Source organism: Hydrogenophaga sp. L99, from assembly GCF_058731905.1.
Genome location: NZ_CM178972.1, coordinates 1,284,412 through 1,297,085 on the forward strand (window position 1 = coordinate 1,284,412; position 12,674 = coordinate 1,297,085).

The 12,674-nt window shown below is 63.2% G+C and carries 14 protein-coding genes; 4 read left to right on the forward strand and 10 right to left on the reverse strand.

The genetic code is table 11. The annotated features are described in order from the left end of the window. Positions 1-74: 74 nt before the first annotated feature. The 3 genes from AC4QBL_RS06105 to AC4QBL_RS06115 all read right to left on the reverse strand — a co-directional run bounded on the left by AC4QBL_RS06105 (position 75) and on the right by AC4QBL_RS06115 (position 1,673). On the reverse strand, positions 75-617 hold the full coding sequence (locus AC4QBL_RS06105) for a bactofilin family protein (protein ID WP_472899155.1): 543 nt from the start codon (positions 615-617) through the stop codon (positions 75-77). Between the two features lie 194 nt (positions 618-811). Next, the gene (locus AC4QBL_RS06110) at positions 812-1,204 is read right to left on the reverse strand and encodes a hypothetical protein (protein WP_472906380.1); all 393 of its coding nucleotides are present in this window, start codon (positions 1,202-1,204) and stop codon (positions 812-814) included. Positions 1,205-1,310: 106 nt separating this feature from the next. After that, positions 1,311-1,673: a hypothetical protein gene (locus AC4QBL_RS06115; RefSeq protein WP_472899157.1), complete on the reverse strand. Its 363-nt coding sequence runs from the start codon at positions 1,671-1,673 to the stop codon at positions 1,311-1,313. Positions 1,674-1,972: 299 nt separating this feature from the next. Here AC4QBL_RS06115 and AC4QBL_RS06120 point away from each other — a divergent pair, with 299 nt between their 5' ends. Next, a complete protein-coding gene (locus AC4QBL_RS06120) occupies positions 1,973-4,327 on the forward strand; it encodes a YgiQ family radical SAM protein (protein ID WP_472906379.1) in 2,355 nt (784 codons plus the stop codon). A gap of 30 nt (positions 4,328-4,357) precedes the next feature. Here the strand turns inward: AC4QBL_RS06120 and AC4QBL_RS06125 are convergent, their stop codons facing one another. Beyond that, a complete protein-coding gene (locus AC4QBL_RS06125) occupies positions 4,358-5,041 on the reverse strand; it encodes a DUF1294 domain-containing protein (protein ID WP_472906378.1) in 684 nt (227 codons plus the stop codon). A gap of 96 nt (positions 5,042-5,137) precedes the next feature. Here AC4QBL_RS06125 and AC4QBL_RS06130 point away from each other — a divergent pair, with 96 nt between their 5' ends. Beyond that, positions 5,138-5,485, forward strand: coding sequence for a TA system antitoxin ParD family protein (locus AC4QBL_RS06130; RefSeq protein ID WP_472906377.1), 348 nt, complete (start codon positions 5,138-5,140; stop codon positions 5,483-5,485). A 3-nt stretch (positions 5,486-5,488) separates the two neighbouring features. After that, positions 5,489-6,109 (forward strand): ATPase, encoded by a 621-nt coding sequence (locus AC4QBL_RS06135; RefSeq protein ID WP_472906376.1) that lies wholly within the window; start codon positions 5,489-5,491, stop codon positions 6,107-6,109. Between the two features lie 8 nt (positions 6,110-6,117). On the opposite strand, the gene AC4QBL_RS06140 is transcribed toward AC4QBL_RS06135, so the two are convergent. Together AC4QBL_RS06140 and pobA are read right to left on the reverse strand one after the other, a co-directional pair. Beyond that, a complete protein-coding gene (locus AC4QBL_RS06140; RefSeq protein ID WP_472906375.1) occupies positions 6,118-7,035 on the reverse strand; it encodes a CoA transferase in 918 nt (305 codons plus the stop codon). An 85-nt stretch (positions 7,036-7,120) separates the two neighbouring features. Continuing rightward, entirely contained in the window at positions 7,121-8,305 is a 1,185-nt protein-coding gene (gene pobA, locus AC4QBL_RS06145; RefSeq protein ID WP_472906374.1) for a 4-hydroxybenzoate 3-monooxygenase, read from the reverse strand. 170 nt (positions 8,306-8,475) lie between these two features. Between pobA and AC4QBL_RS06150 the strand changes: the two genes are divergently transcribed. Then, positions 8,476-9,258, forward strand: coding sequence for an IclR family transcriptional regulator domain-containing protein (locus tag AC4QBL_RS06150; RefSeq protein WP_472906373.1), 783 nt, complete (start codon positions 8,476-8,478; stop codon positions 9,256-9,258). Positions 9,259-9,279: 21 nt separating this feature from the next. Here the strand turns inward: AC4QBL_RS06150 and AC4QBL_RS06155 are convergent, their stop codons facing one another. From AC4QBL_RS06155 to AC4QBL_RS06170, 4 genes are read right to left on the reverse strand one after another with little or no spacing between them, the layout of a single operon-like run. Then, entirely contained in the window at positions 9,280-9,996 is a 717-nt protein-coding gene (locus AC4QBL_RS06155) for an ABC transporter ATP-binding protein (RefSeq protein ID WP_472906372.1), read from the reverse strand. Next, on the reverse strand, positions 9,993-10,757 hold the full coding sequence (locus AC4QBL_RS06160) for an ABC transporter ATP-binding protein (protein WP_472906371.1): 765 nt from the start codon (positions 10,755-10,757) through the stop codon (positions 9,993-9,995). Before AC4QBL_RS06160 ends, AC4QBL_RS06155 begins: the two co-directional genes overlap by 4 nt. Before the next feature lie 4 nt (positions 10,758-10,761). Continuing rightward, a complete protein-coding gene (locus AC4QBL_RS06165; RefSeq protein ID WP_472899167.1) occupies positions 10,762-11,751 on the reverse strand; it encodes a branched-chain amino acid ABC transporter permease in 990 nt (329 codons plus the stop codon). Positions 11,752-11,761: 10 nt separating this feature from the next. Next, the gene (locus tag AC4QBL_RS06170; RefSeq protein ID WP_472899168.1) at positions 11,762-12,625 is read right to left on the reverse strand and encodes a branched-chain amino acid ABC transporter permease; all 864 of its coding nucleotides are present in this window, start codon (positions 12,623-12,625) and stop codon (positions 11,762-11,764) included. Positions 12,626-12,674: the final 49 nt, after the last annotated feature.

Here is a 12,674-nt window from a genome sequence, read left to right on the forward strand (position 1 = left end):
ACCGCCCGCCCAACAGAAGATTCACAAAAGGCAGCGCCTGCGCGGCGCGGGCGGCTGCCTTGTAAACAGGTGGGTCAGGCTGCCAGCGCCATGGCTGGCTTGGTGGCGGTCTTTGCTGCTCCGTTCACGGTGCATTCAATGTCGCCGGACAGCTGGCCACCTTCTTCAATCACCACCTTGCCGTAGCGGATCTTGCCGGTCACCTTGCCCGTGGCGTAAATCACCAGTTTCTGGCGCACGGTCAGGTTGCCGTCGAACAAGCCACGAATCTCGGCAATGTCGATTTCGGCCGACCCCTTGAACTCGCCCTGCTGCGAAATCTGAATCACGCGCGAGTCCATGGTGGCCTCCACCATGCCTTCCACCACCAGGGTGTCGCAGTCGGTGATTTCAACGCCCTTGAGCTTGATGTTGGGCCCCACCGTGAGCTTGCTGCCGCCTTCGGGCATGGCGCCGGTGGCGGAGCTGTCTGGGGCCGAGGCCCGTTCGGGTTCGGCAGCCACCGGTGCGGTGGGTGCGACCGTGCCAGCGTTCAGGCCGCCATAACGCTGCGGCGTCACGCTGGCGTTAAGGGGTTTCAGGGATTCGGGTTCTCGTTTGCCAAAGTGCAGTGCCATGCCAGCTCCTTCAAAAAGTGAAGCAGTCATGCTAATGGCCACGTGGCTTACATTCTGGTCTGTACCGTAAGAGGGGTAACGAGATGCACGCTGCGTCTGGTCGCGGGTGTTGCCCTGGCGAGGCCAAAACGAAAAACGGCTGACCGCTTGCGGCCAGCCGTTGAGGGCCGTGGGCCCGTGGGTGCGCCCGTCGCTCAGTTGCGACCGCCGCCTCTGGGGCCGGGAATGATCACTGGCGACTTGCCGCCCATGCCGCCACCCGCACCGGCGCCCGCGCCACGGTTGCCCACCCCGTTCAAGGCACGCTTGCGCAAATCCATGCGCTCCCGGTGCTCGTTGCGAATGCGCTCCCGCTCTTGCTCGCTCGAGGCCAGTCGCAGTCGCTCCATGTACACATTGCTCTCTTCCTGGCTCATCAACTCATGGCCATAAATGCGGTTGTGCTCCTGCAGTTGCAATTGCATTTGCTGTTGGGTGCGCAACTGCTCCTCTGTGAGGTTGCGGTTCATGTCTTGTGCCAAGACGGTTCCCAGCGCGCTCAAGGCCAAAGCGGCCAGGGCGGTTTTGATCGAGGTTCGGTTTTTCATGAAAGTGTCCCTTTGTTTGTTGGAGACCGCGAGCGATGAGCCCATCTGAGCGTGTGCGTGTTGAGCCAAGACGCACTGAATCTGCCGGCGGCCATGGAATAGGTCGTCAGTTCCGTCCACCTGCGCCACCGCCGGAGCCACCAGCCGCGCCGCCGGGTGCGCCCGGGCCTCCGTGCATGATCACCACACCACGCTCTTTGGCGCGAGCGTCCATCTGAATCCGGTGCTCTTCCCGGATGCGTTCGCGCTCCTGGATCGTTTTGGCCAAGCGAATGCGCTCGCGGTAGGCCGCACGCTCAGCATCGGTCATCAGCTCGTGCGCGTAAATGCGGTCCTGATCGCGCATTTGGTCCTGGCCCTGTGTTTTTAGCTGGTCTTGCGTTCGTGTTTGATCTTGTGCGCCCACCATGCCGACACCTGCCAGCGAAACCGTGAGCGCCAGCGCCTTGATCCATACATGCTTTTTCATGACGACTCCTTGATGAGAAATAGAGGTTTTTCCGAGAACCATCCCACGCATTTACCAAGAGCATTGGATACCCCGTGCGGTATTTGCTGGTGACTTATTGTGGTTCGCTGCCTCTGACGAAGATTGATCAAACGCAAGATGCCGGGTAAAGCCTTGGTTGCTTGTGCATCCAGCTGTAACCGGCACCGCTCGCGATGCGCGAGCGCATCCGGACGGCAGGTTGCGGGGGCCTCCTTAACCCTTGGTTTCCTGTGCGGGGGCTAAAACCGTACACTTCCCGGTCACTTTTCACCCGTACCATGAACGCCCCCGTCGACGTCTCCTTTTTTGCGCGCGCTGCCAAGCCGATCACCAGCTACCGCCCTTACTGGGCCAAGCGGTTCGGCGTAGCGCCGTTTTTGCCCATGAGCCGCACCGAAATGGAGCGCCTGGGCTGGGACTCGTGCGACATCATTCTGGTCACCGGCGATGCCTATGTGGACCACCCCAGCTTCGGGATGGCCGTGATTGGCCGGGTGCTCGAAGCGCAAGGGTTCCGGGTCGGCATCATTGCCCAGCCCGACTGGCAAAGCGCCGAGCCCTTCAAGGCGCTGGGCAAGCCCAACCTGTTTTGGGGTGTGACCGCGGGCAACATGGATTCCATGATCAACCGCTACACGGCGGACCGCAAAATTCGCAGCGACGACGCCTACACGCCTGGCGACGTGGGCGGCAAGCGCCCCGACCGCGCGGCCATCGTCTACAGCCAGCGCTGCCGCGAAGCCTACAAGGACGTGCCCATCATTCTGGGCGGCATCGAAGGCAGCTTGCGCCGCATTGCCCACTACGACTACTGGAGCGACAAGGTGCGCCGCAGCATCGTGGTGGACGCGAAATGCGACCTGCTGCTTTACGGCAACGCCGAACGTGCATTGGTGGAAGTGGCGCACCGCATCGCGGCGCGCGAGCCCATTGCCCAGATCACCGACGTGCGCGGCACCGCGTTTGTGCGCCGCCCGAACGACCCCACCGCCGAAGGCTGGATCGAAATAGATTCGACCGACGTGGACATGCCGGGCCGGGTGGAAGACCACCTCAACCCCTATCTGACCACCAGCGAGCAGGCGCAGGCGCAAGGCCAGACGTGCAGTAAGGAAGAGGGCGGCTCAGCAGCAGCCGAAACCAACCCTGCGATCCAGCCGTTGAAATTCATGCCCAACCCGGCGCTGGTCAGCAAGCGCAAGGCACCCGCGCGTGACCGCAGCGTGATTCGTCTGCCCAGCTACGAGCAGGTGAAGAGCGACGCCGTGCTGTACGCCCACGCCAACCGCGTGCTGCACCTGGAAACCAACCCCGGCAATGCCCGCGCGCTGGTGCAGGCCCACGGCGACGGGGCCACGGCCCGTGACGTCTGGATCAACCCGCCCCCCATTCCGCTCACCACGGCGGAAATGGACTACGCGTTCGACCTGCCGTACGCCCGCAGCCCGCACCCCGACTACGCCGACGAGCACGGCAAACACGACGGTGCGACCAAGATCCCGGCCTGGGAAATGATCCGCTTCAGCGTGAACATCATGCGCGGCTGCTTCGGCGGCTGCACCTTCTGCTCCATCACCGAGCACGAAGGCCGCATCATCCAGAGCCGATCGGAAGAATCCATCATCAAAGAGGTGGAAGACATCCGCGACAAGGTTGCAGGCTTCACCGGCGTCATTTCAGATTTGGGCGGCCCCACCGCCAACATGTACCGCCTGGGCTGCAAGAGCCCCGAGATTGAAGCCGCCTGCCGCAAGCCCAGCTGCGTGTATCCCGGCATTTGCTCCAACCTCACGACCGACCACGGCCCGCTGATCAAAATTTACCGCCGCGCGCGGGAGCTGCGCGGCATCAAGAAGATTTTGATCGGTTCCGGCCTGCGCTACGACCTGGCGGTGAAGAGCCCCGAGTACGTGAAAGAGCTGGTGCAGCACCACGTGGGTGGCTACCTCAAGATCGCGCCCGAGCACACCGAAGGCGGGCCGCTGTCCAAGATGATGAAGCCCGGTATTGGCAGCTACGACAAGTTCAAGCAGCTGTTTGAAAAATACAGCGAAGAAGCCGGCAAGAAGCAGTTCCTCATTCCGTACTTCATTGCCGCCCACCCGGGCACCAGCGACGAGGACATGATGAACTTGGCCGTGTGGCTGAAGAAAAACGGTTTCCGTGCCGACCAGGTGCAGACCTTCTACCCCAGCCCCATGGCCACCGCCACCGCCATGTACCACAGCAGCATGAACCCGCTCAAGGGCATCAGCCGCGATCCCGAGCGTGCCGAGCGGGTGGACATTGTGCGTGGCGACAAGCGCCGGCGCCTGCACAAGGCGTTTTTGCGCTACCACGACGCCAACAACTGGCCGCTGCTGCGCGAAGCCCTCAAGGCCATGGGCCGTTCGGACCTGATCGGCAACGGCAAGCACCACCTGATCCCCACCTTCCAGCCACTCACAGACGGCAGCTACCAGAGCGCGCGCCGCAAAAACAGCACGCCGTTGGGCAAAGCCAGCGAGCGGGCTGCGGCGGTGGTCAAGCCCGGCGCAAAACCCGCTCAGCCCCGCAAAGGCCAGATGCTGACCCAGCACACGGGCTTGCCACCTCGGCAAACCGGTGGTGCCACGAAACGCAAACCCGGCTGACCCGGCCGGTCTATTTTCGCAGCCGGCGGCTCAGCGCTGAAACCAGGGCAGCGCCACCCAGGCCAGCAAGGCGGCGGTGTTAAAGATGGCCGTGGCCCAGTACACCGCCCGAAAAGCCTGCTTGCTCGATTTGTGGCGAAGAATCTGGTGGGCAAACCAGGCGCCTGGCCACCCACCTGCCAGTCCCAGCAGGTGCAGGGTGTCTTCCTTGATGCGCCAGGCCCCTTGGCGGGCGGCGTGTTTGTCTTGCCAGTAGGTGTAGAAAGTCATCAGGTTCAGCCCCAATGCCGCGGGCAATACAAACCAGGTGAAACGGCCGGTAAATGCGCCAGCCACCAGCAGCACCAACCACACCAGCATGAGCGCCAACACCGGGCCAACCGGCTGGGCATGGCTTGTCGTTGCTGGCGCGCGCCGGCTTGTGCCGGTCCGTGCTGGGGCGCGGCTGCCCGGTTGGTCTGCCTGTCGCGGCCGGCCGGGGGGGCGGGTGTGGCCCGGGCGCTCGTTGCCGGTCAGCGGACGGACCTGCATGGCCCGTGGGCCTTTGCCGCCCACCTGAATTTCTTCAAAGCCCACTTGCAACCCTTCTGTGGGTACCGGGGCCCCCGAAAAGTCGCGGATGTGGAAGAAGATGTCGGAGGGCGTCTGATCGCTTTTGATGAATCCGAAGCCTTTGGCACCGCTCCACCGAACCACGGTTCCCTGTTTTCTCATGCTGTTTTTCGGTGCTGTTGGCTGATTGGTTGCGAATTATGCCGTTGTTGCAGAAATGGGCAGAGTGGCGCAAAATGCGCCATAAAGGAGTCCATTATGGCCGCGTCATCCCGCCCGTTTGCTTCCGTGAAACTGTCCGTCTCCTTGGTCCAGCAGGCGCGCGAAGCCGCCCAACCACAACGCCGTTCGGTCGCTGGCCAGATCGAATACTGGGCCACGTTGGGGCGCATTGCCGACGAAACCGGGCTGACGGTGCAAGAGGCGCGCGAAGCGATTGCCCTGTACGACGCGCGCCAGCGCGAGGCTGGCACCGCAGACGAATCGCTGGACGCCATTGAGGCGCGCTTTCTGGCGGCCGAAACAAGCGGCCGCCTGGCGCAGGCGGTGCGTGAAACGGTGCTGGCCAACCGCCGCGCATTGCCCGATTCCCGCCGCGCAGCTTGACGCGTGCCAGCCCCGGTTTTCTACTTGCTGGCCGGGCCCAACGGCGCTGGCAAATCCACCCTTTACCGTGCGGCTGTGGCAGAGCGTCTGATCCCCGTTTCAGCGGAATTTGTGAACGCTGACCTGTACGAGGCGGCCCATTTGCAGCACCTGGCAGATCCGCAGGCGCGCTCGTTGCAGGCCCGCGCATGGGCTGACGCTCGGCGGGCCGAGTGTCTGGCCAAAGGGCTTTCGTTCGCCAGCGAAACCGTGTTTTCGCACACCTCCAAGCTCGATTTGATGGCTGCAGCCCGGCGAGCCGGTTTCTCTGTGGTGCTGCTGGTGGTGTGTGTTGACGACCCGCAGCAACTGCTGGGCCGCGTGAGCCGGCGCGTGGAGGAGGGCGGCCACCCGGTACCGCCCGAGCGCATTTTGGGGCGCTACCCGCGCACGGTGCGCCACCTGGGTGTGGCGGTGCGCCGGGCAGATCTGGCGTTGCTGTACGACACATCCCAACCCGCTGGCGATACGTTTCAGCCGCCTCGGCTGGTGGCGCGGTTGCGGGCGGGTGGGGTGGTCTGGCAGGCTGAGCCCCTGCCGGCTTGGGCTCAGCGGGTGCTGTCACCCGATCCCACCCAGCGCTGACGCGGCCCTCAGCCCGCCAAGGTGTGCAGCGGAATGTCTTTTGCTGCAGCCAGCTTGTCGAGCTGTTTGCGGGTTTGGCTGGCCAGGAACGCGGTAATGGCGGCGTGTGTGGCGGGCTGAAACAGCGTGGCCATACCTGTCATCGGTACGCTGGCCGCACTGCACAGTGCTGCTGCAAAGTGCGGTTCCAGTGCGGCCACAGCCACGCGGCCGTCTTTGCAGGGGTACACGCGGTAGCCTGCGTGCGCACCGCCCACGGCACCCTTGGGCTGCGTGAGACCCCAGTGTCGGGGCAGGGCGAGCCAGGCGGCGGCGTCTGACAGTGCCACTTCCTGAAACGAGCCTTTGCCGCTGGTCTTTTGCGCAAGCACGGCCTTGAGCGCGGCCTCGCTGGCCATCAACGCGCCGCCCATGTCGGCAAACAGTGTGGCGGGCAGTTCAAGCCCGGTCACCAGGCCGGCGTCGGCGAGGTAGGTGAGGTCGTGGCCTGGTTCTTCCGCGCGGACACCCGGTGCGCCCACAATGGCCACCACCGACAGCGGCGGGTAGGCCTTGTGCAGCGCCTTCCAGCCCAGACCGAGCTTGACCAAAGCCGAGGGGCGGAACGAGGTGATCAGCAGATCGGTGCGTGCCAGTTCCTTGTGCAGTGCCGCTTGCCCCTTGTCGGTTTTCAAATCGATGCTCAGCACCTTGATGCCACTGTGCATCGTGGCGTAGGCCTGCGGGTTGTATTGCCCCATCGGGTCGCCGCTGGTGCCAGCCGGTGCGCCCTTTGGCCCCGGCGGCTCAGCTTTGAGGCAGGTGGCACCCATGGCTTTGAGCCGCATGAGCGCGGCCGGCCCGGGCAGGTTCAGCGCCAGGCTGAGGACGCGCACGCCGCGCAGCGGTTTGAGGGTTTTGCTGGGAGATTCGACAGAGGATGCCATGGCGGTACCGGTTGACTTTTTCGTCAATGTACCGCCATGTCGTTCCGGTAACCGAACGCAGGCGACAGTTACCTTGCCTGGTCGCTCATTCCCCAAAGTTCAGGGGCAGTCCCACGTAGTTTTCAGCAATCGTGCGCAAGCCTGATTCGGAGTGCATCAGGTAGTCCAGCTCGGCCTGTTGCAGCTTGCCGTTGATGGCACCTTCGCCATCGAAGTTGTGCATGATCGACGTGAACCACCAGGAGAAGCGCTCAGCGCGCCAGATGCGCTTGAGACAGCGCTCGGAATAGTTGTCAATGCCGGCTTCGGTTTTGTCTTGGTAAAACTCGACGAAAGCGCTGGACAGGTACTTCACATCGGTGGCCGCGAGGTTCAGGCCCTTGGCGCCGGTGGGCGGCACGATGTGGCCGGCGTCTCCCGCCAGAAACATGCGGCCAAAGCGCAGCGGCTCGGTCACAAAGCTGCGCAGTGGTGCAATGCTTTTTTCGATGCTTGGGCCGGTCACCAGCTTGGCGGCGGCCTCCGGGTCCAGGCGCAATTTCAGTTCGTTCCAAAATGCCTCGTCGCTCCACTGTTCCACTTTGTCGGTTAGCGGTACCTGCAGGTAATAGCGGCTGCGGGTGGCGCTGCGCTGCGAACACAGGGCAAAGCCGCGCGGGTGGTTCACATAAATCAATTCGTGGTGCACAGGCGGTGTGTCCGACAGCAAGCCGAGCCAGCCAAACGGGTACACCTTTTCGTATTCCTTGATGGCGTTGCGCGGTGCGCTGGCCCGGCAAACGCCGTGAAAGCCATCGCAGCCAGCAATAAAGTCGCAATGCACGGTGTGCGTCTGGCCGTCTTTTTCGTACGTCACGCTCGGCGTTTGGGTGTCGAAATCGTGCACCTGCACATTCGAGGCTTCGTACACCGTGGGCTGGCCGGCGGCGGTGCGCGCGTCCATCAGGTCGCGCGTGACTTCGGTCTGGCCGTACACCATCACCTTTTTGCCGCCGGTGAGCTTTTCAAGATCGATCCGGTGGCGCTCACCGTTGAACAGCATGTCAAATCCGCTGTGTACCAACCCCTCGGTGTGCATGCGCTGGCCCACGCCAGCCTCGTCCAGCAGGTCGATGGCCACCTGTTCCAGCACGCCCGCGCGGATGCGTCCGAGCACGTAGTCGGGGCTCTGGCGCTCGACGATGATGGCGTCGATGCCGGCTTTGTGAAGCAACTGGCCGAGCAGCAGGCCGGAGGGGCCTGCGCCGATGATGGCAACTTGGGTACGCATGAAGAAGGTCTCCTGTGGGGGTGAGCGGTGACGGCTTGCGGCGGTTCAATGGCCACCGGCAGGACGTTGCTGAAATACAAGGTGAAGCTTAAAAACACAGCGGTGGCAACACAAGGCTGCATGTGCCCTATTGCGCGGTGATTGAATGTCTTGTGCGATCATCGCGCGGTATGAGCAATGAACCCAACCAAATCGCGAAGGCCGACTTCATTGAAGGCATGGCCAAAGGCATGGCGGTGCTGGAGAGCTTTGACACCGAACGCCAGCGCCTCAACGCCACCCAGGCGGCAGAGCGCGCCGGCCTGACGCGGGCGGCCGCGCGGCGCCACTTGCTGACGCTGGCCTATCTGGGCTACCTGGACACCGACGGCAGCCATTACTGGTTGTCGGCCAAGGTGTTGCGTTTTTCGGGCAGCTACCTGGCTTCCGCGCGCTTACCGCGGTTGTTGCAGCCCACCCTGAACCGGTTGGCAGCACAGACCCGCGAGTCCTTTTCTGCGGTGGTGCTGGACGGCGACGAGGTGGTGATCGTGGCGCGCAGTGCCTCCATTGGCGGCCAGCGGCTCATGGCCTACGGCCTGCACCTGGGTGCGCGCCTGCCGGTGCACGCCACGTCCACCGGGCGGGTGTTGCTGGCGGCCCAACCCCGGGCAGCGTTCACCGCTTGGCTCAAGGGCCGCGAGCTGCCGCGCCTAACGCCGCTGACCACGGTGGACCACAAGGCGTTCCGCGCCATCGTGGCGCAGGTGCGCACCGACGACTTTTCAATCGCGGGTGAAGAGCATGAGTTGGGCGTGCACGCGCTGGCGGTGCCGCTGCGCAACATGCAGGGCAAAACCGTGGCGGCGCTCAACGTGGTCGCCTCTCCCGAGCGGCTGGAGCCGGCGGTGATGCGCAACGATTTGTTGCCGCTGCTGCTGGACGCAGCACGAGAGCTCAGACCGCTGCTCTGAGGCTGCACATGCAGCGTGAGCTCAGACGCCCAGGTACTGCTCCAGCAGTTCGGGCTTGGCCAGAAGTTCTTCCGAGCTGCCTTCAAACGCCACTTCGCCTTTCACCAGAATCACGTTGCGGTCGGTGATCTGCGTGACGTGTTTCCAGTTTTTGTCCACGATCACACTGCTGATGCCGGACGCGCGGATGACGCCGCAAATGCGCCAGATTTCCCGGGCAATCAGGGGCGCCAGGCCCTCGGTGGCTTCGTCCAGAATGAGTACGTCGGGGTTGGTCATCAGCGCCCGGCCAATGGTGAGCATTTGCTGTTCACCACCGCTGAGTTGCTGGCCGCCGTGGTTCAGGCGCTCGGCCAGGCGCGGGAAGGTGTCCAGCACGCGCTCGTAGGTCCAGTCGCGTTGCCCCTGGGTGCCTGCGCGGGCGGCCATCACCAGGTTTTCACGCACGCTCAGGTTGCCAAAAATGCCACGGCCTTCGGGCACATAGGCCAGGCCCTGGCGGGCAATCTCGAAGGTTGAACCCCCGGTCATGTTCTTGCCCTTGATCTGTACGCTGCCGCCGCTGGGTTTGACGATACCCATGATGGATTTGAGCAGGGTCGTTTTGCCCATGCCGTTGCGGCCCATCAGGCCAATGGTTTGGCCCTGACCGACGGTGAAGTTCACGCCTCGCAAAATGTGGCTGGCGCCGTAGTGGGTGTTCAAGCCGGTGGCTTGAATCAATGCCGTGGTGCTCATGCGTGCTCCTCGCCCAAATAGGCGGCTTGCACAGCGGGGTCTGCACGGACCTGCGCAGGCGTGCCGCTGGCAATCACCTGGCCGTTGACCATCACGGTGAGCTGGTCGGCCAGCGCAAAGACAGCGTCCATGTCGTGTTCCACCAGCATCATGGCGTGGTCTTTTTTGAGTTTTTGCAACAGCGCCACCATGCTTTCGGCTTCGGCCTGGCCCATGCCGGCCAGCGGTTCGTCCAGCAGCAGCACGGTGGGTTCGGTGGCCAAGGTCATGGCAATTTCCAGCTGGCGCTGTTCGCCGTGGCTGATGGTGCCCGCCACCGTGGGGCCGCGGTGGGTGAGGCCGGCGAGCTCCAGGGCGCGTTCGCAGCGCTGGTTCACCGCGCGCAGCTGGTCGGCGCGGCCCAGCCAGCGCAGGGGGTTCCAGGGCGAGTGGCGTTCGCTGGACTGCGCGGCCAGGCGCACGTTGTCCCATACGGTGAAGGGCAGAAAAATGTTGGTCTTCTGGTAGCTGCGGCCCAGGCCAAGACGCGAAATGCGCTCAGGGCTTTGGCCTGCTGTTTCCACGCCATTGAGCGTGATGCGTCCCGACGTGGGGGGCAGGTCGCCCGAGAGCAGGTTGGTCAGGGTCGACTTGCCCGCGCCGTTGGGGCCAATCACCGCGTGGATGCGGTCGCGAAACAGATCTACCGACACGTCGTTGACCGCGGCCAGACCGCCGAAGCGCTTGGTGAGGTGATGGGCTGAGAGCAGCAGTTCGGACATGGCTTCAGTGTTCTTTCTTACCCAGCAGGCGCTCACCCAGACCCAGCAAGCCACGCGGCGCCAGCACCACCACCAGCACAATGAAACCACCCATGAGCAGTTGCCAATGTTTGGTCAGGTCTTTGAAGAAGTGCATGACGTATTCGAACGCAAAGGCGCCCACGATGGCGCCGGCAAAGTTGCCCATGCCGCCCAGAATCACCATCATGATGGCGTGCGCGCTCATGTGAAAACCCATCAGTTCGGGGTTCACGTAGCCCGTTTGTGCGGCCCACAAAAAACCTGCCACGCCGGCCAGCGAGCCCGCCAGCGTGAAGGCCGCCAGCTTGTAGCCAAAGGTGCCGTAGCCCACGGCGCGCATACGGTGTTCGTTCACCCGAATGCCCGAGAGCACCCGGCCAAAAGGCGAGAACAGCAGGCGCCGCAGAAACGCATACACCAGCACCAGCACGGCCAGCGTGAAGTAATAGAAGGTGGTCTTGTTTTCCAGATCGATGCCGGTCCAGCCAAACAGCGTTGCGTCGGGCCGGAAGTTCACGTACAGGCCGTCCGAGCCGCCCAGAGCCTTGTTGTCAAAAAACAGGAAGAACACCATTTGCGCGAACGCCATGGTGACCATGATGAAGTAGATGCCGTGGGTGCGGACCACGAAAAAACCAATGATCAGCGCGGCCAGGCCAGCGCCCAGCGCCGACACAGGCAGCGCCCACCACAGGCTGATGGGCGTGTCGGCAGGCGTCAAGAAGGCCAGTGCATAGCCTGCCAGGCCGAAGTAGGCCGCATGGCCGAGCGAGACCATGCCGGTGACGCCTTGCAGCAAATCGAGGCTCATGGCAAAGATGGCCAGGATCATCATTTGCGAAAGCATTTGCAGATAGAAGTCGCTGCCTTCCACCGGGACAAACGGAAAGGCGGCCAGGGCCAGGGCACCGGTACCCAGCAGCACCTGCACGCTCTTGGGCAGCAATTCGAGGGTGGCTTTGGGGGAGCTCATAGGGTCGTCATCATTGTTTGAACAAGCCTTCGGGCTTGTAGAGCAGCACACCGGCCATCAGCATGTAAACCGCCATGCCGGCAATCTGGGGCACCAGCACCTTGCCAAAGGTGTCCACCAGGCCCACCAGCAAGGCGGCCACCAGGGCGCCGCGCACGGAGCCGATGCCACCGATCACGACCACGACAAAGCACATGATCAGCACCGAGCTGCCCATGCCGGGGTACACGCTGGCGATGGGCGAGGCGATCATGCCGGCGATGGCGGCCAGCGCCACGCCCAGCGCAAACACCACGCCATGGATCAGCCGGATGTTGATGCCCAGCGCTTCGGTCATTTCCCGGTTGAAGGCGCCGGCGCGGATTTTCATGCCCAGGCGGGTTTTGGAAATCAGCAGGTACAGGCCCAGCGCCAAGCCCACGCACACCGCTGAAATCACCAGCCGGTAAATGGGATAAGAAAGGTTTTCGGTCAGAGGAATGGACCAGTTCACCAGCTCAGGCACCTGCACCGCGTGCACGTCGTCGCCCCACAAAATGGAACGCACTTCTTCAAAGATGTAGATCAGACCGAAGGTGAGCAGCACCTGGTCCAAGTGGTCGCGGTGGTAAAAATGTCGAAACAGCAGCCATTCCAGCACCCAGCCCAGCGCCACGGCGATCACCGTGCCCACCAGAATGGCCAGCACCAGGCTGTCAAACTGGGTGGCCAGAAACCAGGCCATGTAGGCGCCCAACATGTAGAAGCTGCCGTGGGCGAGGTTCACCACGCCCATGATCCCGAAAATCAGTGTGAGGCCAGCGGCCAGCATGAACAGCAACAAGCCATATTGCAGGCTGTTGAGCAACTGAATCAGGAAGTTGGCGAAATCCATAAGGGGGCAATGGGCTCGGAAATGGGCAAAACATTCCCGTCAAACAGGC

Excerpts from the sequence above, each read along its gene's own strand:
- AC4QBL_RS06150 (WP_472906373.1), top strand. The coding sequence starts at position 8,476 with ATGAGCAATGAACCCAACCAAATCGCGAAGGCCGACTTCATTGAAGGC.
- AC4QBL_RS06165 (WP_472899167.1), bottom strand. The coding sequence starts at position 11,751 with ATGAGCTCCCCCAAAGCCACCCTCGAATTGCTGCCCAAGAGCGTGCAG.
- AC4QBL_RS06130 (WP_472906377.1), top strand. The coding sequence starts at position 5,138 with ATGGCCGCGTCATCCCGCCCGTTTGCTTCCGTGAAACTGTCCGTCTCC.
- AC4QBL_RS06155 (WP_472906372.1), bottom strand. The coding sequence starts at position 9,996 with ATGAGCACCACGGCATTGATTCAAGCCACCGGCTTGAACACCCACTAC.
- pobA (WP_472906374.1), bottom strand. The coding sequence starts at position 8,305 with ATGCGTACCCAAGTTGCCATCATCGGCGCAGGCCCCTCCGGCCTGCTG.
- AC4QBL_RS06115 (WP_472899157.1), bottom strand. The coding sequence starts at position 1,673 with ATGAAAAAGCATGTATGGATCAAGGCGCTGGCGCTCACGGTTTCGCTG.
- AC4QBL_RS06120 (WP_472906379.1), top strand. The coding sequence starts at position 1,973 with ATGAACGCCCCCGTCGACGTCTCCTTTTTTGCGCGCGCTGCCAAGCCG.
- AC4QBL_RS06140 (WP_472906375.1), bottom strand. The coding sequence starts at position 7,035 with ATGGCATCCTCTGTCGAATCTCCCAGCAAAACCCTCAAACCGCTGCGC.
- AC4QBL_RS06160 (WP_472906371.1), bottom strand. The coding sequence starts at position 10,757 with ATGTCCGAACTGCTGCTCTCAGCCCATCACCTCACCAAGCGCTTCGGC.
- AC4QBL_RS06170 (WP_472899168.1), bottom strand. The coding sequence starts at position 12,625 with ATGGATTTCGCCAACTTCCTGATTCAGTTGCTCAACAGCCTGCAATAT.
- AC4QBL_RS06110 (WP_472906380.1), bottom strand. The coding sequence starts at position 1,204 with ATGAAAAACCGAACCTCGATCAAAACCGCCCTGGCCGCTTTGGCCTTG.
- AC4QBL_RS06105 (WP_472899155.1), bottom strand. The coding sequence starts at position 617 with ATGGCACTGCACTTTGGCAAACGAGAACCCGAATCCCTGAAACCCCTT.
- AC4QBL_RS06125 (WP_472906378.1), bottom strand. The coding sequence starts at position 5,041 with ATGAGAAAACAGGGAACCGTGGTTCGGTGGAGCGGTGCCAAAGGCTTC.